Raw genomic sequence first — 20,903 nt, 5'->3', positions numbered from 1 at the left:
CGGTGAATAAAGTTACAGGAGAAAAATAGTTCTGCTGCAATTACCAAGTTGAGATGCATTTCAATATAATCTAAAAATCGGGTATTTTATGATTCGTTATATCTATGAGAGATTTCTGATCCGGGGGTGTGTGGATATTCCCAGTCATATCTGTATTATGCTCTCAGAAGATGAAGTGCGACGTGCACCGCAAAAAATTATTCAGGTCATTAACTGGAGCAGAGAATGTGGTTTAAAATCCCTCATTTTTCATATTGATACTGATCTCCCCGATTCCCTGATTTCAGAAATTACTGAGCTCAGAGATCTTTTTGGACCGGTCCGTGTCACTCTCTATTCACCCGGAGGGAAGTCACTCCTTCATGACGGATCACAACTTCCCGATATTATTATTGCAGTGGGTATGAGTGGCAGAGAAGAGATTGTCCGTTCAGTCCGTGAAATCGCAGAAAAAGGAATTGCACCGGATGATATCGATGGAAAAATGCTTGAATCTCATTTGACATTTCAATATGAACCGGATTTTGTGATTAAAACCGGCAATAATCATCTGATTGATTTTATGATCTGGCAGTCAGTGTACTCTGAACTCTTTTTTACAGATGTAAACTGGCAGACATTCAGAAAAATTGATTTTTTCCGGGCACTCAGGGACTATCAGCTGCGCAAAAGACGTTTTGGGAGATAGCCACCCTTCACCCGTTCATCATACACACGAATCCCTCTAAGCAGGTCAATTTTTCTGAAGAGGGGCCAGTATGGAGCACAGAAGTAGACCGCTGATCCATATCCGTTTGCAAACCATGGGAGAAAATTGGATGTTCTCTTCTCGTTTCCGGTACGAATGATCAGATCAACCGGGGGGAGGTGCAGGTCTCCGCGGATTTTTTTGTCAAAGAGATCTTTGTTAATCATATCGATAGTAATTTTATTCGTTTTGAAATCTTTGATAATTTCCCGTGATGCGCGAACGATTTCATTTCTGCCTCCATATGCCAGAGCAATATTCAGGTGGAATCGTGTATAATCCTTTGTTGCTTCTTCTGCTTCAACGATGGTTGCGAGAAGATCTTCAGGAATGAGGCTGCGGTCTCCTACAACCTGCATATGGATTTCATTTGAGTGAATGCGCGGGTCAGTTTTTACTGATCTGAATTTCTCAATAAAAAGTGAGAATAATTCATTCAGTTCTTCATCTGACCGGTTAAAATTTTCAGTGGAAAATGAATATAATGACACATTTCGGACGCCAATTTCCTGTGCCCATTCAAGAAGATCTTCTGATGTCTGTGCACCTTTTTTGTGTCCATATGATGTATTTTTCCCCTGAATTTTTGCATAGCGCCTGTTTCCATCCTGAATTATTGCAATATGGTCAGGAACATTTGTGATATTTTTCATCAAATGACGTTCGTAGCATTGATTGAGAAATTCTCTTGGTTTCAAAGTGGGATGACCTCCACAATGATACCATCACCGGGATATCGTTCAATGATATATTTTTTTCCGGGATAGTTTTCCGGGTTTTCTGCAAGAATCCACCAGGCAGTCTCAATATTCCCGTCCCTCTCTTCCCACATGCCATCTTCGATATCATGGGACTGTTCTGAATATTCCCAGACGCCATACATCAGGGTGCCGTCATCAGTCACCTCTTCAAATTCGCGTGCGGTATTTTCGGCAGTGCGAATCAGCCGGTTTCTCAGCTGTACTGAGTCCTTGAAACCGGATGAACACCAATGAACCCTGGGATTTTTGAGGATATCTGCTGCCCATATTTCTGCGCCTTCGACTGCGTTGTGGTAGCAGTCTTCAAGTGAGAGGTCCTTCCCTCTCATTGCTTCTGCGTTTGTTTCACTCCATTCCAGTTCATTAATATTGAACCAGTCAACAGAGTCGACCGCGGGGATGAGATAATGAAGTTCCGGTAATGACGGCACTTCGATGGTTACCTCGAATCCGAGATCCTTTGCCATGCGAATCGATTCCGGAAATGCTGATTCCTGAAAATGTTCCCAGATCTCTTCCGGGGGATGAAACCGTATTTCGTCCACGCAGCCTTTGAGAAGACGCAGAATATCTTTACCCGGGGCAATGCCGGTATACAGGTGAATATTGAATGCATCCCCATATTCATTCTTCAGAAGACTGCAGTAATGGTTTACCCGTTCCGGGACAAGGAGGGGCTCTCCCCCTGTTATCCCGGCACCCAGGGCACTCATTGAACGGGCCTCCTCCAGTATGTCATTGTCAGAGAGTATGATTCGGTCATTTGCATAGGCAGTATCCTTCCCTTTTTTCTCTGACGAAATGGGACAGTACCAGCAGGTTCTGTTACACCGCCCGGTGACAAACAGCACCATCTTTGCGCCTTCGTGGCAGAGTCTGCAGGCTGTACTAAGCACCGGCATTCACCGCATCAGTAATTCTCCGGGTGACAAATTCCTCTCCGAGGGCTTCAAGGAACCATCCCAGTCTGGGACCACGTTCTTTTCCGAGAATTGCGAGGTAGAGGAGAGTAAAAATTCTCTTTGGACTCATTCCGGTTTCCTCTCCCACTTTATATACGGCATTATGGATGGTCTCAGCCTTCCATTCATCCATTGCAATATACTCTGAGAGGAGAAGACCGAGTCCGTACCTGTCATCTTCAGTAAATGCAAATACATCTGAAGGCAGGTCAGTCTGCACAGTGAATTTCACCATGTCGGGCGCGTACTTCTCAATCCATATGCGTGCACGTTCAGCACGCGCAAGCACTGCCTCTTTGTTTTCCACATTATATCCACTCCGTGCAAGGATGTCGAAAATGGTGTCCTTGTCCTGTGCAACCTGAACAACAGTTACCATATGGCGGAAGGGGATGTCAGTTGCAACTGAGGATATTGCAGAGAGTTCATATTCACGGCTGTCATGGTTTTCTGCAAGGCGTGCATATTCATCGATAAGTGATAACAGCCCCATTCCCGGGTCAAAATTGATTGCCCGCTCAGGCCGGGTCCTGACAATCATATACCGAAGAACGTCGGGCGGAACAATGGACAGCATCTCATTAATGGATATGGCCACACCGGTTGATGAGGCCATTGCACCCTTCCCTTTCAGGCTGATCCACTCATATTTGACAGGGAACGGTGCAACTCCGCCAAATATATTCTCCACAATCTCTTTTCCGGTGTCGTATGAACCGCCTGCTGCGGCGTGGTCTTTTCCAAATGGTTCAACCGTAATGCCAAGGTTATACCACCGCATTGGCCAGTCAACACGCCAGACCAGTTTTCCTTCACCTTTTGAATAATCAGAAACTCCTTCATGCCCGCAGGGACATCGGTATGTTACTGCTGTCGTCTCCGGGTCATGGGAGAGAATTTCTGCATTTGCAATTGTGCCGCATTTACTGCATACCGGATAATAGGGAACCCATGAATCCGGAAGAGTTCTTTGTGATACGCGTTCAAGAATCTCTTTTATATCATCGGAATGGTTGAGCACTGTTGATATTTCATCTGCATATCTGCCTGACCGGTAGAGTTCACTTGAGCGCAGGATGGTTGGGTGTACATCCATCTCATCCAGGGACTGGAGAAAAGGCTCAAGAAAATGTTCAGCATAATTTGCATGCTTACCGCAGGGACAGGGGATGTCACAAAGGGGCATTCCAATATATTTTGCATATGAATCCGGGAGAAATGGATACACTTTGCGTAATGGATCAAAATCATCAGCGATGTAGATTAGTTCTGCTGAAAGTCCTCGTTCAACCATTGCTTTATACACAAGATCCCCAGTCAAAACCTCCCGCATATTACCAATATGGATTGGTCCGGATGGAGTAATCCCGGTGGCAATATAGTGTGGTTTTTCCTGATCAACCTGTGCTGCACAGACATCTGCCCAGTGTATCCGTTCCTGGGTTTCTCCTTCCTGTTGCTGCATAGTGTAATCTTTGGTTCTTAAAGATTAACAATATATAGGTATTTTCCAATACACTGCATTCATTGTTACGAAAAAAACAGGCAGAAAGCCCAATACTTTAATCTGTGGGAGTCTGTCAGAAACAGTTATTTATGGTCATGCAGGTAAAACTCATATATTAGCCATATGAAGACGTTCCTGAGTGATGAAGGGCTTTCAGAAGTTATTGGATTTATTCTTCTGATAGGACTTCTGGTAGTATTTCTTGCGATGTACCAGACGTATACGGTTCCTGTTCAGGGAAGGGATATTGAAATCAGCCATATGAATGATATCAAGGACACATTTGCGGCTTATAAAATATCTCAGGATTCCCTCTGGGTGAATTCAAGAGAAGGGACAACTCTTAGTACAACGCTTGATCTGGGTACAGGAGGGGGATACAGTCAGGGAGGTAGTGGTGATTTAGTGTTACTGACGCCGCTCTCTTCTGGGGGCTCTGTCGGAATAAACCAGCGGAATGAGATAATTACTGTTACTGTCGGCTCTAATTCCGGGGGGGTCGTAACACTTGCTGACTATGAGGCAGGTTCGCTTGAATTTCGGTCTGATAACAACTACTGGATAGACCAGAATTACTATTATCAGCTGGGTGGCGTATTTCTTGAACAGGAATCGGGTTCGACCGTCCGGGTTATGCCGCCGCTTACCATCGCACGATACGGGACTGATGGAGGATATACCGCCAAAGTTGATTTTACCATCATCCGGCTAAATGGTGAACAGTTGATCAGCGGTATGGGGCAGGTGCGGATAGACACAAACCTGAATACCAATGGGATTTCCGGTGAATCATATCCTGAAATTACAAATGTCACTATTTCAGTTGGTTCAGATGATCCACAAACGCGGTCGATGTGGGAAGGACTCTTCCGTGATTCACTTGCACGATATGGTATTCCTGCTCCCTGGTATACACTGACAAATATCGACGATGAGGTATCTCTGGACATAATTGGGAATTCAAGCATTGGGGTATATGCTGATATCATCCGTGCAAATTACACTGCAACTCTCCAGACGGTTGCAACAGGAATTGAATGAAGGGGAGAGACAAAACAAATGAGCGGCAGTGTCCTGAACGCAATAAATGAGGAAGGGGTCTCTGAAACAATTGCTGTAGTCCTCCTTATTGGACTGACGGTTGTAGGTGTGACTTTGATCGGTGTATTTTTCTTATCCCCGCCTGCGGCTGAAGAACTACCGGCTGTAGATGTTCTGGTATCGAATAATGGCTCAACAATCCTTTTTCAGCATAATGGCGGGGACTCCCTGGGTGAGGATGACTTTCGCATATATGTAGGCGGAAATGCTGTCGCTGCAACTGAATTAAGTTTTACAGATGGTGGGGGCTGGCCATGGTCTGTTGGTGAAACGATTCAGTATGCCGCTGCAGGAACAATTACTCCGCTGAACGAAAACGTCAGGATTGCCTGCCATGAGGAAATGGGTATTCTTCTCCGGCCGGCATTCGTTGATATTACAGGCACAAATACACAGCTTGCTGATGTAGCCTCTGCACCGTTGCCGACGCTCTCTCCGGGTGTTGGGCCAGGCAGCACAACTCCGGAAGATGCAGGGGCGATTGTTGCTGAATCTGTTCTTGCAGATTCTGATATAGTCTTCGCTGTTTCATCGTTTGAGCAGACAGGTATCCCGGAAGGAAGATATTTTAATTTCACCGTTGTCTCTCCGAATTCAACGATAAATATTGCTCAGGAAGCAGGCATACGCTACCTTAATGCCGGAGATCAGATTGTCATTCGTACAGGTGAAGAACAGGCTGCAGGGAACCGTATCAGTATCACAGGAGTGGGCAATGCCTTTTTCACGCTGAGATTTGAAACAGTCAACGTCTGGATTAATGGTACCTTAATCCTTAACAATCCGCGCAACGAGGTTGAAATTGAGAGTGCATGGATTCCGGAATACGAAAATCTGGAGTCGACCCTCGCGTTCAGACTTGGCCCTGAGTCGTATGAACTCTACATTGATGGTGAACCAGACCCTCGTGGAAGTTTAGGTGTTGAAATAACCATGAGCAATGTCCGTCCAACAGATTCTGGTATGTTTGTCATTAATGCATGGAGCCCGAATAACAACCCGAATTCGGTAATTCTTGCAAAAGCAGATGGTATCTGATTCAACTGGTGAAAAATGCAAAGAAATAATCATTCAAATAAATCTGTCATACTGTCCCGCTGTTCTGAAGAGCATAATCAGGATGCATCATCAGAAATGATCGGTTCCATTATTCTTATAGGTGTCTTTGTCGCTGCATTTGGTGTCATTCTGGTGATGCTGCTTTCCGCGCCGTCTGAGTTTATTGTGCCTGCGGTTGTTATCGAGGCCGATGTCATCGTAGAGGACGATCAGTATGTGCTCAATCTCCGTTCCGGGGATACTTTGCAGAGGAATGAAACGCGGATTCTTGTTGACGGGATAGACAGGACGGGGGATTTCACCTCTGTTACGGGTGCTTCTGACTGGGACCAGTGGAGGTCTGGCGATTCATTAACGCTTGATCTCGCAGGCAACGAACGGCCGGATGCCGTTCAGATCATATATTCTGATTCTGATGGGGATGGCATCCTTCTCTGGGATGTCGGAACAAGTGTGACGGTGATTCCGCCAACCGGACTGACACCACTGGCAGCGTTTTCCGCAAATGTGACTAATGGATTATCTCCTTTATCTGTCCAGTTCACGGATCTCTCATCAAATGATCCAAATTCCTGGCAATGGAGTTTTGGAGACGGTGAGACATCATCACAGCAAAACCCCGTTCATATCTATACCTCATCCGGAGTCTACACTGTTCAGCTGACTGCACATAATCCGGATGGCTCAGGCACTGTGGTTAAGTCCGATCTCATTCATGTTTCTGATGGGTTTGTTGTTGACTTCGTAGCAACGCCTCTCTCCGGAACTGTGCCGCTCATGGTCAGTTTCACCGATCTGACGACAGGCACCCCAGTGTCCTGGCTCTGGAATTTTGGTGATGGTTCGACATCCACCCAACAGAATCCCAGCCATACCTATCTTTCCGGTGGTTCCTATACCGTTACCCTGAATGCGTCGGATGGCATTCTTTCACAGACTGAGGAGAAGACCGGATATATCAATGTGACAGAGATCTGTCTGCCCGGCCTCTACGGCACATATTTTGATGAGTTCAACGATGAATATCAGGTGCCGTTCTCTGGAAATTCAGTGAACCGGATAGATCAGAGGATTTGGTTTGCTGACAGTGACAGCGGGGAGGAATCAGATGAAGCAGACTGGCCGGTAGCGACGCTGGGAAAAGCCAATAAGTTCAGTGTTGTGTATGAAGGATTCCTCATTGTGCCTGAGAATGAGACATACACGTTTTATCTGGAGTCTGATGACGGATCTGTTCTCTGGATAGATGATGTCGCAGATGGTGATCCGGTGGTGATCGATAACTGGGGAACCGATGGGACGCATCCACCTCGCGAAGAGAGTGTTTCCCTGTCACTTACAAAAGGAAAGCACCCAATTCGGATTAAAATGACTGAATACTATGGTGGAGCTGTTCTGCATCTTGCATGGGAGTCTGCAACGATACCGCGACAGGAGGTGGAATCTTTCTGTTATGTGCCAGGTGGTTTACAGAGTGCAGATTTTACAGCAACACCACTCAGTGGGGCCAGTCCTATGCAGGTAGAGTTCACGGACCTTTCGATTGGCAATATATCGTCATGGGAATGGGACTTTGGAGATGGTAGTACATCCACTGAACAAAATCCCGTCCATACCTATCTTTCTGCGGGTCTGTATACGGTAACACTGGTTGTTTCAGATGGCATAATCTCATATTCTGAGGAGAAATCCGAATATATCTATGTGACGGATGGGTGCCTGCCCGGCCTCTATGGCACCTATTATGATGACTACAATAGCGTGTATTCTGTTCCGTTCTCCGGAGATTCAGCAACCCGAACGGATATGAGAATCTGGTTTGCTGACACTGCCAGCGGGGAGGAATCAGATGAAATAAACTGGCCGGTTGCAACGATTGGAAAAGCCGAACATTTCGGTGTTGTGTATGAAGGATTCCTCATTGTTCCTAAGGATGAGACATACACGTTTCATCTGAGGTCTGATGACGGTTCGGTTCTCTGGATTGATAATATTGCAGATACGGATCCGGTAGTGATTGACAACTGGGGGCTGCATTCAGCCACAACAGAGAGCACTTCACTGTTTCTTACCAAAGGAAAACATCCGATTCGCATAAAAATGACCGAAAATAATGGCAAAGCCGTTCTTCATCTCGAATGGGAGTCTGCAACAATCCCTCGTCAGGTGGTGGAATCATTCTGTTATGGTTCAGGCAGTTCACTGATTGCAGGGTTTGAAGGAGCACCACGAAGCGGTGACCGTCCTCTGGCGGTGCAGTTCACCGATCTTTCTTCAGGGAATGTTTCTTCATGGGCATGGGACTTTGGCGATGGAGGGACATCAGCTGAAGCAAATCCTCTCCATCGCTATGAATCTTCGGGATTATATTCAGTCAGCCTGACCGTTTCAAATGCAGCCGGGGTGGATACGTTTGAACGAACGGATTATATTGAGGTGACGGATAATTCCTTTGCTGAATATGTTGTCAGTGAGAATGTCTTTGTGTATGGACAGCAGCTGAACTTTGCCGGGGATAGTATCTCTGGTTCTGGTGCGACCATCCATATCACCGGTGATGCACTGAATACGAATGATCTCAATGGCGGCGCCTCACTTAATGTGTCAAATATTTATGTGGATGGTTCAATTAATCTGAATGGGGGCAGTGCAGGACTGGGATCCGAAACATCTCCAGGTTTGATATATGTAAATGGTGATTTCACTCTAGGAAATGGCCGAAGGAATGTTTATGGTGACGTTTATGTAAACGGGGATTGTTTCCTGAAAGACCCGGTAATCCATGGAAATGTGTCTGTGAACGGAGATCTTGAACTTGACTGGACTCCGGACTTTACTCACGCCAGAATATATTACATGGGTACTTTCAAGTACCCAAATTCTTTGGATCCCTCGATTCTGAATAAGTGTGTAAAAGTTGATTCCGTGCCCGGTTTTGTTATTCCTGATTATGATATGCCGCCGGTAAAAAGTGATACATGGTATTCCTCCCGAGGATATGTGTCCGGTGGATATCTTGCAGACGATATGAAAATATTTGCTGACAGCTATGCCTCCAGTAGCTGGCGACCTTCTGCTGAAAATGTGGTACTCGTGGCAAAAGCTGGTGACATTACCCTGACGGGTCTTGGTGGCAGTGGCGTTACCGGAGTATTATTCGCTCCGAATGGAAAGGTTGTATTTAGTGGTGGATTTTTTGAAGGGGTGGTCATTGCCAAGGATGGCTTCTTTGTCACAAGTGGCGGAACAGATGTAACCTTTAAAAATATGGATGAGTATATCAGCGATCCTGCTGATTTCCCGTTCTGATTGCAGAAGATGCGGGGGAATTTATTGTCCGGAAATAAAGGGGCATAAAAATCTCTGTTTTCACACCGTATTTTTCGTGATATGATGTGCGTGTGTTGAAATCCTGATAAATATTGTTAATTCGGCTCTGTAGAAATGCTGCCAGAATAAAAATCACGGAGAATGAACAGGGGCTCCAGCCCCTCTTTTTTGTCACCCTTTTTCCACCCTCTTTGACCCCCTGTGTTGGGGAATCGGGGGGTAAAATGGACGTTTTTTTTTGCTTTTTTTACTGCCGGAAAAATACGGCTGTAATGCCTTTTATTTGCTAAAATGACGATTAATTGCGAAATACTGAGCGGTCGCTATTGGCAGAAATTTTGAAAGGACGTTATGGGTTGTCTCCGGTTGAGAACGGCCCGCTCCGGGCTCCTGTGTGGACGCGTTTTTCCGGGTCGCAGGCCCTTTTGGGGGTTATTTAAGCGTTGCTTAACCAGATGCCGGGCATTTGTCCAAAGTAATGCGAATCTTACTCCGCAGCTTGCAGGAGTGAACAAACATCACATCCGGGTGCCCGCCCCTGAAAAATAATCCGTATTCCGTGGTTAAGAAACGGAAGATGGGGGCAACCAATAAGGTACAGCAAAGAAGAAGCGGAATCACCATTCTGCCAGGTAAAGGAGTTCACGCCCATTATAGGTCATGTTTTTCTCTTTTCTGGGCTCTGTTCTCTCTGAAGATTCCTACAGGGCCAAAAAAGGAAGAATCAAGAATCAAGAATCTATAAATTACCGTTTTTTATACTTTTTTTTCTTAGATTTTGAACTATTACTCATCGAATGAATATCAACCAAGTAGCGGTCATCATCACCCATTCTGATAACCAGTTCATCACTTTCAGCTAATTTTTCCAGATTGAGTTCATAAGAACCGGGGTTGATGACAGTGATACTTTCGATTCTGTCATACATTTCCACACGCTTGGGAGTGCGGGCAGTCTCCGGTCTCTTCTTGTCATCCTTTATCTCCAGAAACTGCTCTTTTGTCTCTTCTGCGATCTGTTTTATGCTCTTTTCCTCAAGTACATCCTTGTGCATATCCTGTGGCTGGATGTAGAGAAATTTTTTCCCGCCGCAGCTCGGGCATCCCTTGAGGATAACATTTGATCCGTCCTGAAATTCCCTTCCACATTGTGTGCACTTATGTGCCATCTATATTCACCTTGATGATACCCAGGCGCTTATGAGGTCTTTGTCCTTCTTTATTGTTTTCATCTGGTTGGCAGGACCAATTACGGTCATACGTGTTACGGAACCCTTCTTCCCCAGAAGTTTTCCGAACAGTCCTCCTGAAGAACCGGAGTCCTTTGGAGCATAGGTCTCCATCTCAATTCCTGAAAAACCGTCCGGAGTAATTTCACGCATGGTAATTTCTATCAGTCTGCTCTGTTCATCCGGGGTAAGCCCTTTTTCCAGAACAACGATGTTCCCTTCCATGACATCATCAAGAATCAGACGAATCTTCTCCATTGTTGTCATCTTGTCAAGCCTGTCTGCAGAAATCAGGTCTATCTGAACTCCCTGTATCATCTGGAATCACCCGAAATGTTCGAGCATCTTTTCATAGAGCTCTTCCATGTTGTTTCCTTCAAGACCTGATACCGGAATCACAGGGTGCTGGGGAAATGCCTTCCGGATTGCAGACGCTGACGCATCAGGCAGATCGATTTTATTTGCGACAATGATTACGGGTAAATTTCTGCTTTCAATGATACCAACCAGCATGATATTTACCTGGGTAAACGGGTCGAGTGTTGAGTCAAGCATATAGATGACGCCGTCAATGTCCTCACGAAGCCAGTGCATTGCTTCAGCAACCCCCTCTGTTGCTTCACGGGCACGTTTCACTGCCTCATCCTTCTCCATTCCATATTCAATGAATTCCTGATAATCGATTTTTGTTGTCACACCCGGAGTGTCCACAATATCAATTGTTACCCTGTTTCCATTCTGGTTTGAGATAGTGATGCCCTCTTTGCGCCGTGCACGTCTGGTTTCATGAGGTATTTCACTGACAGGACCCAATGCATCCCCTGTCCAGTCCCGTACGATTCGGTTTGACAGCGTGGTTTTTCCAGCGTTTGGCGGGCCGTAGATACCTATCCGTGACTGGCGCTTCTTAAAAAATGCATTTAAATATCTTGATAGTCTTTTTTTCGTCCGTATAAAAAAATTCATTTGTCCCTCCTGAAAGCAGAATCCTTGTATTCTGATATCTGTTTACCTAATAATATACCTTTATTCTTGCACATGTGAGATCAAAAGAAATTATTCTGGTTAATATGTGTATGTTCAGTATTCTTTTATACGAATACGGCACAATAGCCCACTATATCATATCTGCCTTATTTTTTGATGCAGAAAAACGGTGATCTGAGTGAGTGATAACAGGATGAACCAAATGCGGTTTGAAACACGTATCCTTCTGAAAGAAGTGATCCGGTTTCGTCCCACAACAATAGACTCGGGATCAACGGTTGCACATGCCGCTGAGAAGATGTGTCGTGATGAAGTCGGCAGTTGTATTGTGCTGAAGAAAAATGTCCCTGTCGGCATTGTTACGGAACTGGATATCAATTGCAAGGTTGTTGCAAAAAACAGAGTGCCGGGTGATGTATTTGTGCATGAAGTGATGAGCACACCGCTGATTACAGTGGGCTTTGATAAAACCATCGAGGATGCCGCCAATATAATGATGAAGAATAAAGTCCGGAGAATTCCCGTTGTTGAGGATTCACGGGTTGTCGGTATGGTCACTGTACGCGACATTCTGGCAGTATCCAATGAAATGAACGGCATCATGTCCAATCTCATTGAAATAAACCGTCTCGATGAACTTGTTGATGGAATCTGTGATGAATGTGGCTGTATGTCGGATAACCTGGTGAGTGTTGATGGAAACATGCTGTGTCCCGGGTGTCGTAAAGAGGATGAACCGTTATGATGGCCGTATCCGACCTGATGCGCGAAATTCCGGTGTTGTATCCGGATGATCTGGTCACAAAGGCGAGAAAACATCTTCGCGAGGATTCATTCAGGGAGATTTTTGTCAGAAACAGAGATGGAAGTCTGGCCGGATATGTTGACCTGTCAGATGTGATTCTTGTAAATGACACAAAATCAAATCTGGAGATACGGGCATTTCTTCATGATGCCCCCGTTGTGCATTCCGATGATTCAATAGAAGAGGCCCTTGCCCGGATCTGGAATGCGCAGACAGACAGTGCAGCAGTCTGTTCTCATTCAGGAGAGCTGATCGGAGGGGTGCAGCTGGCTGCTCTCCTCCCGGTTATCATGTCACGCCAGCATCCAAAAGGACTGGTGAATGAGTACATGACCAGTCCGGTGGTTACGTGCCATCCGGATGATCCGTTGCATGCTGTCTATTCAACAATCACTGAGAGCGGTTACGACGCCCTTCCTGTTGAAGATGACAGTCACATTCTGGGCATGATTTCCAGAAAGGATTTGCTCACTCACGGGCATATACGCCGCTCAATTGAAGCAAAGCATAACACGCCGGTTGAGTATGTCATGGTTACCCCTGCCATTATTGCCTTCGGGGATGATGCAATAGGGGATGCAGCACAGGCAATGATGCAGTATGATGTCAGCCGTCTTCCGGTTATTGGACAGGATGGACAAATAGTTGGCATCGTATCTCGTCAGGATATTCTAAATGCTCTCGAATTACCAGGGGTGGTACATGCACAGAAATCTGAATAATACGAAACCAGCTGATGAAATGAGGACAAATCCTGGAAAAATGAGTGGACGGCCTGTAGAATTTTCAACCAATAAACCCGGGCACCCTTCAGAGATTCTGGCTATTGGAACCAGTGATGTGTACTCTGTTCCACAGACGATGCAGATTATCCGGGCTGTTGAGGCCATGTGCACAAAAGGATTTCGCAGGTTACCTGTTACAGACCCGGGTACAGGAAGACTGCGTGGTCTTGTTACCGCAGGTGATGTGGTTGATCTTATGGGCGGGGGATCGAAATATAATCTTGTCAAGGTTAAACACCGGGGACAAATTCTCTCTGCAATCAATGAACCGGTAAAGGAAATAATGTCAAAAAAACTTGATACAGTTCATCCCGGCGATGAACTTCCGGATGTTGTTGACAGGATTGTAATGACCAAAACCGGCGGACTTCCTATTGTCAATGGGGATGGCCTGCTTCTGGGGATCATCACTGAGCGTGATGTACTGCAGGTCCTTACATCGTTTAAAAGTGCAAGTCTTGTTGAAGATGTGATGACAGCATCGCCGCATGTCATCACGCCGGATGAAACAATCCAGGGTGCAGGCAGGGAGATGACGCGGCGGCATTTCAGACGGTTACCTGTTGTCAGCAATGATGTGCTCTTCGGCATCGTGACAGCAATGGATATTATGAAATATGTTGGGGATGGTACTATCTTTGAGAAGATGACTACGGGTTCAACGGAAGACGTTCTCAGAGTTTCGGTACGCTCTCTGATGAAAGGTGACCTTATGACGACAAATCCAACCGTTAATGTCGGCGATGCGGCACGATTTATGCTGTCAAAAGGTGTTGGTGCCCTGCCGGTTATTGAAGATTCCCGTCTGGTTGGCATCATTACAGAGTATGATCTCGTCTGTGCTCTTCAGAATGAACTGTAATGTTGTCATATTCAGTAAGTAAATCAGGATTGATATCAAAAAGCACCTGATTGCATGGGTGCTTTCCGGCATTCTCCCTCTGTGGAACAAGGAGGATGCCTGATGAACAGGTCAGTGAAAATTAGCCTTTATCCTGTATGATGAAACAGGATTCTGAATAGGATATATATTAGGATGTGGCGAAATGAGTCAGGAAATATTTGTCAAAGATGTGATGTCCAAGTCGATTACCATTGCTAAATCTGCTCTGATTACTGAAGCACTGGATAAAATGCTTGCAGATGGCCTGGACCCCCTGATCGTTACAAATAACGGTTCAGTGATCGGAACAATATCCCGGGCAGCCATTGCGGAAACTCTTGGTAGCAAGAAAACGTCCACTCTGCCGCCCACGCAGATTCATGTATCAAACAAAACGGATGAAAATTTTACATCAGTCTATGCGGATGAGGATGCAGACATACTAATCCCGCTTCTCCAGGAATATAAATTAGTAGTTGTGCTCGATATTGAGCATAAACTCGTTGGGAAAGTTGATGCAACTGATCTTCTTAAAGTGATGGTGCCGGATACCACTACGGAGAATCTGGTTCAGAAAGCATCTGTAATTGGTCAGGATGAGAGAGTCATTCATCTGCGCAGGCGCATGCTTGATGAGGATGTGACTAAATTCGTTGTTATGGATGATGGTAACATTTCCGGTATTGTTACAGAGACTGATGTGGCACGTGCAATGCGCGATTTCCGGAGACATGTTGACGGGAAACATCAGGACAACCAGATTAAAAATATCTTTGTCAGGGATATTATGACCGCACCGGCCCTCTCACTTGAAGATAGTCTGCCGGTCTCTGAGTTTGTTGAGCTGATTACAAAGAGAGGAATAAGCTCTGTTCCTGTCACAAAAGACGGGAAACTCACTGGAATTATCTCTAAGGATTCAATGCTTATTGCATTATAATAATTCACTTTTTTTGAATTGCATGATATTATATCTTCTAATTACGATTCATTCTTAGTATTATGAAACCGATCACTCCTGTACAGCCTGTGCGTGAAATTGACCTACTTCTGCTGAACATGGGAAATAGTGGATTCCAGGGGAGAAAACTGGGGGAATCTATGAATGTCTGGAAGAATATGATCGAAGATCCGGACTGCACGATATTTTTGGGGCTTTCTGGTGCAATGATTCCTGCAGGTATGCAGGCATGCCTTTCTGAACTCGTTGAACGCAGATATGTGGATGTAATCGTCTCAACAGGTGCGAATATTTTTCATGACATTTGTGAACATCAGGGGGTACATCATTATCGTGGGCATCACCATGTGGATGATGCAGAACTATTCAATAAAGGAATTGACAGGATTTATGATGTTTTTGCTTATGAGGGTGAATTCAGGGATGTTGATCGGTTAATTGCAGAGTATGCCCATTCAATATCGCCATATACAGGCTCATCCCGTGACTTCATTGGAAAACTAACAGAACATCTGCAGGATAAGTGGTCTTCCGGAAGTTCTCTGGTCTCTGCATGTGCAGATGCAGGGGTGCCTGTTTTTATTCCTGCATTGTCAGATTCATCGATTGGAATTGCTCTTTTGATGGCACGAAGGGAGGGCGCTGAAATTAATATTGATCAACTGGGGGATGCAGACGAAATTACACGGATTGTAGAACATTCTCCGAAGACCGGTGTTATTTATGTAGGCGGTGGTGTGCCTAAGAATTTCATTCAGCAGACACAGATCATCGCTTCAATTCATGATAACAACCTGGGAGGTCATGCCTACGCCATTCAGTATACAACCGATGCCCCTCACTGGGGGGGTCTTTCCGGATGCACCTTTGAAGAGGCGGTCAGCTGGGGAAAAGAATCAGTGAATTCCGCCCATGTTCAGGTATTCTGTGATGCGACAATTGCGCTGCCCCTTGTGGTTTCCGGGTTGAAAGCTATGAACCCGGAACGGATGGTGCCGTCAGGGCTATTTTAATACCACAACTATTAATACCATTCTTCTCCCATACAGTAAGGTAACATTCATGGAGCAACAACGATTTTTCGTGTTGCGAGTGTCGTAATTGATGCGAGATTATATCTCTGTTGAGGTAGCCAAGCCAGGCATGGCGCGGGGTTGCTAACCCCGTGTCCCTTGGGACTCGGGGGTTCAAATCCCTCCCTCAACGCTTTAAAGAGTATAACTCAATGTGTGAGGCTGACTGAATGGAAGAGCAAGAGATCAACTACTTCGTCAGGATTGAGAACACTGACCTTGACGGTACTAAAGCGGTGCAGATTGCATTGACCGGACTTGCCGGTATTGGTATGCATACATCATCTGTAATTTCAAAACTTGCAGATGTTGACCCGCGGGCAACACTGGGACTTCTTGATGAAGAGCCAGTGGACCGTATTCGTGCGGTTGTAACCAGTTACAAGGATCATGTGCCAACCTGGATGCTTAATCGGCAGAAAGATGTCTACACCGGAGAGGCAAAACAGCTTCTCGGTCAAGACTTGAGAATGGCAATAGAGGATGATGTTAACCGGATGCGTAAGATTCGCAGCTACCGGGGCATTCGTCATGAAACCGGCCAGAAAGTGCGTGGACAGCGTACGAAATCGACAGGTCGTACTGGCACCACTGTTGGTGTGAGACGGAAGAAGGTCTGAGGTTTTTAGTATGGGTTATCCAGGAAAGAACCACAAAACGTATGAAACTCCAAAACGGCGCTTTGAAAAAACCCGTATTGAAGATGAAAACCGGCTGGTTATCGAATATGGTCTCCGCAACAAGCGTGAGCTCTGGAAGACGCGCAGTATCCTCAGAAATTATCGTCGTGCTGCACGTGAACTTCTTGCATTAAAGTCTTCATCAACAAATGAAGCGCTGATTGCACGAAAGGAAGAGGAACTTCTTGGCCATCTCTACCGGTTTGGATTGCTTGGTGAGAATGCAGGCATCAGTGATGTTCTTGCAATGAAGACTGAGAATCCCCTTGAACGTCGTCTCCAGACGATGGTCTACCGGCAGGGTCTTGCACGGTCACCCAAGCAGGCGCGCCAGTTCATCACCCACGGGCATATTGCTGTTGGTGGAAGAAAGGTTACTATCCCCAGCTATCACATCAAACGCAGTGAAGACGGTGGCATTTCATACTATGGACCGTCTCCATTAACGAATGATGTACATCCTGAGCGTGACCGTATTATCAAAGGAGGACGACAGTAATGGCAGCACCTGACGAAAAATGGGGTATTGCACATATCTACGCCTCGTTTAACAATACGGTTATCACCGTTACGGACCTCTCTGGTGCAGAGACGGTAACAAAGTCCAGTGGCGGGATGGTTGTAAAGCAGGCACGGAATGAAAGTTCACCTTATGCTGCAATGCAGATGGCAACGAATGTTGCACAGCAGGCAAGGGAGAAGGGCATCGTTGGTCTGCATGTCAGAGTTCGTGCACCAGGTCGTGGTAAGCAGCGCAGTCCGGGTCCCGGAGCTCAGGCAGCAATTCGCGCACTTGCACGTGCAGGTATGCGTATCGGACGTATTGAGGATGTCACCCCTGTGCCACATGACAGCATTCGTGCAAAAGGTGGAAGAAGGGGCAGGAGAGTCTGATAGATGCAGCTTTCATTCAGCAGGTTTGATGATGATGTCGCCCGTTTTATCATTTCGGGCTTCTCCTCTGCCTTTGTAAATTCATACAGAAGGACAATGATTGGGGAAGTCCCAACACTTGCCATCGAAGATGTGCTTATATATGACAATAACAGCGCACTTTTTGATGAGATGCTTGCTCACCGTCTGGGGCTTATTCCCCTCAGGACAGACCTTGATGAATATGTATTCACAAAGGATTGCTCCTGTAATGGTGAGGGGTGTTCAGCATGCACGTCTGTTTATACACTGAGTGTAGAAGGGCCGAAGGTTGTATACTCCCGTGATCTGATTCCCCAGGATCCGCGTGCTGCACCGGTTGAAGAGAACGTACCTCTGGTTAAAATTGAAAAAGATCAGAAGATCGTTCTTGAAGCTCGTGCCGTGCTTGGACGGGGTATCGATCATGCAAAATGGCAGCCGACGCTTGCCTGTGGATATAAATCATATCCGCGGATTGTGTTTGACAGCAAGTGTGATGGTTGTGGCATGTGTGTGGATGAATGTCCGCGTAATGTGCTTGAAATAAAGGGAAACAGTGCAGCAGTCGTTGAAGGAAAAATTGAGGACTGCACACTTTGTAAGCTTTGTGAGAGGATCTGCATTGCAAATGCCGATACCTGGGATAGTCCTGCAATCTCTGTTCAGACAGTGGATGATACGTTCATCTTTGTTGTAGAGAGTGATGGTTCGATTCCGGTTCGCCAGATTCTTGAACGTGCTGCAAAAGAGATTCAGACGAAATCAGACAACCTGGTGGATGTTCTATGCGATATATCCGGAGGGAATGTAAATGACTAAAACAACGACGAAGACAAATCCTCGTTATTCTGCCCTCATATCTACTCTTAAAGAGATGTCTCGGGCAAATGGCGCAAATGTCTGGCGTGATATTGCAAATCGGCTGGAGTCACCCAGCAACAATTTCGCTGAAGTTAATATCAGCAAAATCAACAGGTATGCGCAGGATGGCGACACAGTACTTATTCCCGGAAAAGTTCTGGGGAGTGGTGTGTTGGACCAGAAGGTATCTGTTGCTGCAATAGGATTCAGCGGAGTAGCAGAAGAAAAAATTACCGGTGCAGACGGAGTCTGTATGACAATCGAAGAACTTGTCCAGCAGAATCCGGAAGGCAAAAAGGTAAGGATTCTGAGGTGAGGTGCATGGTTACAATTATTGATGCAACAGGACTTCGCCTGGGACGGCTTGCCAGTATTGTTGCAAAACGGTCGCTCGAGGGAGAGGAAATTGCCATTGTAAATGCAGAACAGTGTGTAGTTTCCGGAGGAAAGGCTCGTATTTTAGCTGATTATGATCACAAGAGAAAGATTGGTTCCCGTGAGGGAGGTCCATTCTATCCAAGACGCCCTGATCATATTCTCAAGCGTACGATACGCGGGATGGTCCCGTATAAGCGCAAGCGGGGTGCAGAGGCACTTCGCCGTGTGATGGTGCATGTGGGTATTCCTGATGAGTTCGAAGGAGCAGAACTTGAGGTACTTGAGATGGCACATATCGACGGACTTTCAACCCCGAAGTTTGTAACTCTGGGTGAAATCAGCACAATACTTGGAGCAAAATTCTGAGCGGTGATATCAGATGACGAAAGTAATTAATACAAGCGGAAAGCGGAAGACTGCAATTGCGCGTGCCACCCTTCGTGAAGGTAAGGGACGTGTACGCATTAATTCTGTACCCCTTGAGATATACGGTACTGAGATGCTCAGAATGAAAATCTCAGAGCCACTTCTTTTGGTTTCGGATGTTCTTGATGATGTTGATGTTTCTATCAATGTCAGGGGCGGCGGAGTTATGGGGCAGGCTGAAGCGGTACGGACGGCACTTGCCCGCGGCATTGTAAAGTGGAGTAATGATCCAAAGATTAAGGATATTTACCTTGTCTATGACCGTACTCTCCTGGTAAATGACTCACGCCAGAAAGAAGCGAAGAAGCCGCATGGCCGTGGAGCACGTGCGAAATTCCAAAAGTCTTATCGTTAGATAATAACAACAAATATAGAGATCGTTTGCATGATACCTATCCGATGTTTTACATGTGGGAAAGTCATTTCGACAGCCTGGGAAGATTTCAGGCAGCGGCAGAGTGCAGGCGAGGATCCTAAAGAGATCCTCGACGATCTCGGACTTTCACGCTACTGTTGTAGGCGCATGATTCTGGCGCACAAAGAGATTATAGATGATCTCAATCCATATCAATGAGAGGAAGAGTCTGAATATGCGGGGTCGTGGGGTAGCCTGGAATCCTATGGCGTTCGGGATGCTGTAACCTGAGTTCGAATCTCAGCGACCCCATTTTCGATTAAATTTTTCTGGAGACTACATGAAATCCGAAGACGTGGAATCATTTACCCGTTATGAGAAAGCCCGAATTGTTGGTGCACGTTCATTGCAGATTTCGATGGGCGCTCCTCTTTTGATAGAGACTGACTCAATAGACCCGCTTGAAATTGCAACTGAAGAATTCAAACAACAGAAGATACCCATTACCGTCAAACGGGCGCAGTGAAAATTATGGCACAAATTACTGAAATACATCTCAGGACTATTCTCGACAGCAGGGGAAACCCTACTGTTGAGGCGGATATTTATACTGAGAATGGATTTGGCAGGGCAGCGGCACCATCTGGTGCAAGCACCGGGATGTATGAAGCAAAAGTCCTGCCTGTGCGTGAGGCAATTGATGGGGCGCGGCAGACTGTTATTCCTGCGTTGTCTGGATTTGAAACCACCGACCAGACCGGGTTTGACTATCTCCTCCATGAGATTGACGGGACCGGAGACTTTTCGGTTATAGGTGCGAATGTTGCAGTTGCATTGTCTCTTGCGAATGCAAAAGCAGCTGCTTCTTCACTTTCATTGCCGCTTTTCCGGTATCTTGGAGGAGCATTTGCAGCACAGACTCCCTATCCCCTTGGTAATGTTATTGGGGGGGGCGCCCATGCAGCACATGCAACAGATATTCAGGAATTCCTTGTTGTGCCAACTGGTGCACTGGATGCAGATGAAGCAATTTTTGCCAATGCAGCGGTGCACAAAAAGATTAAAGAGCTGTTAGTATCCGGTGGTAATGGATGCGG

General features: G+C 46.0%; 24 protein-coding genes, 2 tRNA genes and 1 pseudogene. 21 read left to right on the top strand and 6 right to left on the bottom strand.

The genetic code is table 11. From position 1 onward, the window contains the following. Positions 1-157: 157 nt before the first annotated feature. A complete protein-coding gene (locus MKMG_RS05515) occupies positions 158-688 on the top strand; it encodes an undecaprenyl diphosphate synthase family protein (protein ID WP_254059099.1) in 531 nt (176 codons plus the stop codon). Here MKMG_RS05515 and uppS read toward each other — a convergent pair. Genes uppS through lysS form a run of 3 tightly spaced genes read right to left on the bottom strand, consistent with a single transcriptional unit; the run spans position 658 to position 3,936 of the window. Continuing rightward, complete coding sequence (gene uppS, locus MKMG_RS05510; RefSeq protein ID WP_165076439.1) at positions 658-1,401, bottom strand: polyprenyl diphosphate synthase; 744 nt, start codon at positions 1,399-1,401, stop codon at positions 658-660. The two genes, MKMG_RS05515 and uppS, sit on opposite strands and share 31 nt — an antisense overlap. Positions 1,402-1,442: 41 nt before the next feature. After that, entirely contained in the window at positions 1,443-2,411 is a 969-nt protein-coding gene (locus MKMG_RS05505; protein WP_165076438.1) for a radical SAM protein, read from the bottom strand. Next, the gene (lysS, locus tag MKMG_RS05500) at positions 2,398-3,936 is read right to left on the bottom strand and encodes a lysine--tRNA ligase (protein WP_165076437.1); all 1,539 of its coding nucleotides are present in this window, start codon (positions 3,934-3,936) and stop codon (positions 2,398-2,400) included. Before lysS ends, MKMG_RS05505 begins: the two co-directional genes overlap by 14 nt. 165 nt (positions 3,937-4,101) lie before the next feature. Here lysS and MKMG_RS05495 point away from each other — a divergent pair, with 165 nt between their 5' ends. The 3 genes from MKMG_RS05495 (at position 4,102) to MKMG_RS05485 (ending at position 9,447) form a co-directional block, all read left to right on the top strand. Further along, positions 4,102-5,019, top strand: a complete 918-nt coding sequence (locus MKMG_RS05495; protein WP_165076436.1) for a hypothetical protein — start codon at positions 4,102-4,104, stop codon at positions 5,017-5,019. Positions 5,020-5,037: 18 nt separating this feature from the next. Continuing rightward, positions 5,038-6,117 carry a type IV pilin N-terminal domain-containing protein gene (locus MKMG_RS05490; protein WP_165076435.1) on the top strand — a complete coding sequence of 360 codons (1,080 nt, stop codon included), beginning with the start codon at positions 5,038-5,040 and terminating at the stop codon, positions 6,115-6,117. A gap of 96 nt (positions 6,118-6,213) precedes the next feature. Continuing rightward, on the top strand, positions 6,214-9,447 hold the full coding sequence (locus tag MKMG_RS05485) for a PKD domain-containing protein (protein ID WP_165076434.1): 3,234 nt from the start codon (positions 6,214-6,216) through the stop codon (positions 9,445-9,447). Positions 9,448-10,214: 767 nt separating this feature from the next. On the opposite strand, the gene MKMG_RS05480 is transcribed toward MKMG_RS05485, so the two are convergent. From MKMG_RS05480 to MKMG_RS05470, 3 genes are read right to left on the bottom strand one after another with little or no spacing between them, the layout of a single operon-like run. Continuing rightward, entirely contained in the window at positions 10,215-10,637 is a 423-nt protein-coding gene (locus MKMG_RS05480) for a Zn-ribbon domain-containing protein (protein ID WP_165076433.1), read from the bottom strand. A gap of 6 nt (positions 10,638-10,643) precedes the next feature. Beyond that, positions 10,644-11,015, bottom strand: a complete 372-nt coding sequence (locus tag MKMG_RS05475; protein WP_165076432.1) for a DUF2073 domain-containing protein — start codon at positions 11,013-11,015, stop codon at positions 10,644-10,646. Between the two features lie 6 nt (positions 11,016-11,021). Beyond that, entirely contained in the window at positions 11,022-11,663 is a 642-nt protein-coding gene (locus MKMG_RS05470; RefSeq protein ID WP_165076431.1) for an Era-like GTP-binding protein, read from the bottom strand. A gap of 223 nt (positions 11,664-11,886) precedes the next feature. Between MKMG_RS05470 and MKMG_RS05465 the strand changes: the two genes are divergently transcribed. The 17 genes and pseudogenes from MKMG_RS05465 to MKMG_RS05385 form a co-directional block, all read left to right on the top strand. Next, positions 11,887-12,429: a cyclic nucleotide-binding/CBS domain-containing protein gene (locus MKMG_RS05465; protein ID WP_165076430.1), complete on the top strand. Its 543-nt coding sequence runs from the start codon at positions 11,887-11,889 to the stop codon at positions 12,427-12,429. Beyond that, positions 12,426-13,211, top strand: a complete 786-nt coding sequence (locus MKMG_RS05460) for a CBS domain-containing protein (protein WP_165076429.1) — start codon at positions 12,426-12,428, stop codon at positions 13,209-13,211. The genes MKMG_RS05465 and MKMG_RS05460 overlap by 4 nt, the downstream gene beginning before the upstream one ends. A gap of 40 nt (positions 13,212-13,251) precedes the next feature. Continuing rightward, positions 13,252-14,136, top strand: a complete 885-nt coding sequence (locus tag MKMG_RS05455; protein WP_254059098.1) for a CBS domain-containing protein — start codon at positions 13,252-13,254, stop codon at positions 14,134-14,136. Between the two features lie 184 nt (positions 14,137-14,320). Then, complete coding sequence (locus tag MKMG_RS05450; RefSeq protein ID WP_165076427.1) at positions 14,321-15,097, top strand: CBS domain-containing protein; 777 nt, start codon at positions 14,321-14,323, stop codon at positions 15,095-15,097. A gap of 62 nt (positions 15,098-15,159) precedes the next feature. Beyond that, positions 15,160-16,131 (top strand): deoxyhypusine synthase, encoded by a 972-nt coding sequence (locus tag MKMG_RS05445; RefSeq protein WP_165076425.1) that lies wholly within the window; start codon positions 15,160-15,162, stop codon positions 16,129-16,131. A 109-nt stretch (positions 16,132-16,240) separates the two neighbouring features. Further along, a tRNA-Ser gene (locus MKMG_RS05440) sits at positions 16,241-16,324 on the top strand. A 37-nt stretch (positions 16,325-16,361) separates the two neighbouring features. Then, positions 16,362-16,811, top strand: a complete 450-nt coding sequence (locus MKMG_RS05435) for a 30S ribosomal protein S13 (protein WP_062399756.1) — start codon at positions 16,362-16,364, stop codon at positions 16,809-16,811. Positions 16,812-16,821: 10 nt separating this feature from the next. Further along, positions 16,822-17,370: a 30S ribosomal protein S4 gene (locus MKMG_RS05430; RefSeq protein ID WP_165076423.1), complete on the top strand. Its 549-nt coding sequence runs from the start codon at positions 16,822-16,824 to the stop codon at positions 17,368-17,370. After that, complete coding sequence (locus MKMG_RS05425; protein ID WP_165076421.1) at positions 17,370-17,765, top strand: 30S ribosomal protein S11; 396 nt, start codon at positions 17,370-17,372, stop codon at positions 17,763-17,765. Before MKMG_RS05430 ends, MKMG_RS05425 begins: the two co-directional genes overlap by 1 nt. Before the next feature lie 3 nt (positions 17,766-17,768). Beyond that, the gene (locus tag MKMG_RS05420; RefSeq protein WP_165076419.1) at positions 17,769-18,605 is read left to right on the top strand and encodes a DNA-directed RNA polymerase subunit D; all 837 of its coding nucleotides are present in this window, start codon (positions 17,769-17,771) and stop codon (positions 18,603-18,605) included. Continuing rightward, the gene (locus MKMG_RS05415) at positions 18,598-18,963 is read left to right on the top strand and encodes a 50S ribosomal protein L18e (RefSeq protein ID WP_165076416.1); all 366 of its coding nucleotides are present in this window, start codon (positions 18,598-18,600) and stop codon (positions 18,961-18,963) included. Before MKMG_RS05420 ends, MKMG_RS05415 begins: the two co-directional genes overlap by 8 nt. Before the next feature lie 5 nt (positions 18,964-18,968). Beyond that, positions 18,969-19,391, top strand: a complete 423-nt coding sequence (locus MKMG_RS05410) for a 50S ribosomal protein L13 (RefSeq protein ID WP_165076414.1) — start codon at positions 18,969-18,971, stop codon at positions 19,389-19,391. A 13-nt stretch (positions 19,392-19,404) separates the two neighbouring features. Then, a complete protein-coding gene (locus MKMG_RS05405) occupies positions 19,405-19,806 on the top strand; it encodes a 30S ribosomal protein S9 (protein WP_165076412.1) in 402 nt (133 codons plus the stop codon). Between the two features lie 30 nt (positions 19,807-19,836). Next, the gene (locus MKMG_RS05400) at positions 19,837-20,025 is read left to right on the top strand and encodes a DNA-directed RNA polymerase subunit N (protein WP_165076411.1); all 189 of its coding nucleotides are present in this window, start codon (positions 19,837-19,839) and stop codon (positions 20,023-20,025) included. 20 nt (positions 20,026-20,045) lie between these two features. Further along, a tRNA-Pro gene (locus tag MKMG_RS05395) sits at positions 20,046-20,118 on the top strand. Positions 20,119-20,146: 28 nt separating this feature from the next. Beyond that, on the top strand, positions 20,147-20,332 hold the full coding sequence (locus MKMG_RS05390) for a DNA-directed RNA polymerase subunit K (protein WP_165076410.1): 186 nt from the start codon (positions 20,147-20,149) through the stop codon (positions 20,330-20,332). A 5-nt stretch (positions 20,333-20,337) separates the two neighbouring features. After that, a pseudogene (locus MKMG_RS05385) lies at positions 20,338-20,903 on the top strand (enolase); the annotation flags it as partial.

The organism is Methanogenium sp. MK-MG (assembly GCF_009914725.1).
Lineage (GTDB): Archaea > Halobacteriota > Methanomicrobia > Methanomicrobiales > Methanomicrobiaceae > Methanogenium.
The sequence above is the reverse complement of the archived record's forward strand: the minus strand, read 5'-3'. Positions and strand labels throughout refer to the sequence as shown.

Excerpts from the sequence above, each read along its gene's own strand:
- MKMG_RS05420 (WP_165076419.1), top strand. The coding sequence starts at position 17,769 with ATGCAGCTTTCATTCAGCAGGTTTGATGATGATGTCGCCCGTTTTATC.
- MKMG_RS05485 (WP_165076434.1), top strand. The coding sequence starts at position 6,214 with ATGATCGGTTCCATTATTCTTATAGGTGTCTTTGTCGCTGCATTTGGT.
- MKMG_RS05435 (WP_062399756.1), top strand. The coding sequence starts at position 16,362 with ATGGAAGAGCAAGAGATCAACTACTTCGTCAGGATTGAGAACACTGAC.
- MKMG_RS05505 (WP_165076438.1), bottom strand. The coding sequence starts at position 2,411 with ATGCCGGTGCTTAGTACAGCCTGCAGACTCTGCCACGAAGGCGCAAAG.
- MKMG_RS05415 (WP_165076416.1), top strand. The coding sequence starts at position 18,598 with ATGACTAAAACAACGACGAAGACAAATCCTCGTTATTCTGCCCTCATA.
- MKMG_RS05445 (WP_165076425.1), top strand. The coding sequence starts at position 15,160 with ATGAAACCGATCACTCCTGTACAGCCTGTGCGTGAAATTGACCTACTT.
- uppS (WP_165076439.1), bottom strand. The coding sequence starts at position 1,401 with ATGAAAAATATCACAAATGTTCCTGACCATATTGCAATAATTCAGGAT.
- MKMG_RS05465 (WP_165076430.1), top strand. The coding sequence starts at position 11,887 with ATGCGGTTTGAAACACGTATCCTTCTGAAAGAAGTGATCCGGTTTCGT.
- lysS (WP_165076437.1), bottom strand. The coding sequence starts at position 3,936 with ATGCAGCAACAGGAAGGAGAAACCCAGGAACGGATACACTGGGCAGAT.
- MKMG_RS05475 (WP_165076432.1), bottom strand. The coding sequence starts at position 11,015 with ATGATACAGGGAGTTCAGATAGACCTGATTTCTGCAGACAGGCTTGAC.
- MKMG_RS05455 (WP_254059098.1), top strand. The coding sequence starts at position 13,252 with ATGAGTGGACGGCCTGTAGAATTTTCAACCAATAAACCCGGGCACCCT.
- MKMG_RS05495 (WP_165076436.1), top strand. The coding sequence starts at position 4,102 with ATGAAGACGTTCCTGAGTGATGAAGGGCTTTCAGAAGTTATTGGATTT.
- MKMG_RS05460 (WP_165076429.1), top strand. The coding sequence starts at position 12,426 with ATGATGGCCGTATCCGACCTGATGCGCGAAATTCCGGTGTTGTATCCG.
- MKMG_RS05490 (WP_165076435.1), top strand. The coding sequence starts at position 5,038 with ATGAGCGGCAGTGTCCTGAACGCAATAAATGAGGAAGGGGTCTCTGAA.
- MKMG_RS05425 (WP_165076421.1), top strand. The coding sequence starts at position 17,370 with ATGGCAGCACCTGACGAAAAATGGGGTATTGCACATATCTACGCCTCG.
- MKMG_RS05450 (WP_165076427.1), top strand. The coding sequence starts at position 14,321 with ATGAGTCAGGAAATATTTGTCAAAGATGTGATGTCCAAGTCGATTACC.
- MKMG_RS05410 (WP_165076414.1), top strand. The coding sequence starts at position 18,969 with ATGGTTACAATTATTGATGCAACAGGACTTCGCCTGGGACGGCTTGCC.
- MKMG_RS05515 (WP_254059099.1), top strand. The coding sequence starts at position 158 with ATGCTCTCAGAAGATGAAGTGCGACGTGCACCGCAAAAAATTATTCAG.
- MKMG_RS05390 (WP_165076410.1), top strand. The coding sequence starts at position 20,147 with ATGAAATCCGAAGACGTGGAATCATTTACCCGTTATGAGAAAGCCCGA.
- MKMG_RS05480 (WP_165076433.1), bottom strand. The coding sequence starts at position 10,637 with ATGGCACATAAGTGCACACAATGTGGAAGGGAATTTCAGGACGGATCA.
- MKMG_RS05470 (WP_165076431.1), bottom strand. The coding sequence starts at position 11,663 with ATGAATTTTTTTATACGGACGAAAAAAAGACTATCAAGATATTTAAAT.
- MKMG_RS05430 (WP_165076423.1), top strand. The coding sequence starts at position 16,822 with ATGGGTTATCCAGGAAAGAACCACAAAACGTATGAAACTCCAAAACGG.
- MKMG_RS05405 (WP_165076412.1), top strand. The coding sequence starts at position 19,405 with ATGACGAAAGTAATTAATACAAGCGGAAAGCGGAAGACTGCAATTGCG.
- MKMG_RS05400 (WP_165076411.1), top strand. The coding sequence starts at position 19,837 with ATGATACCTATCCGATGTTTTACATGTGGGAAAGTCATTTCGACAGCC.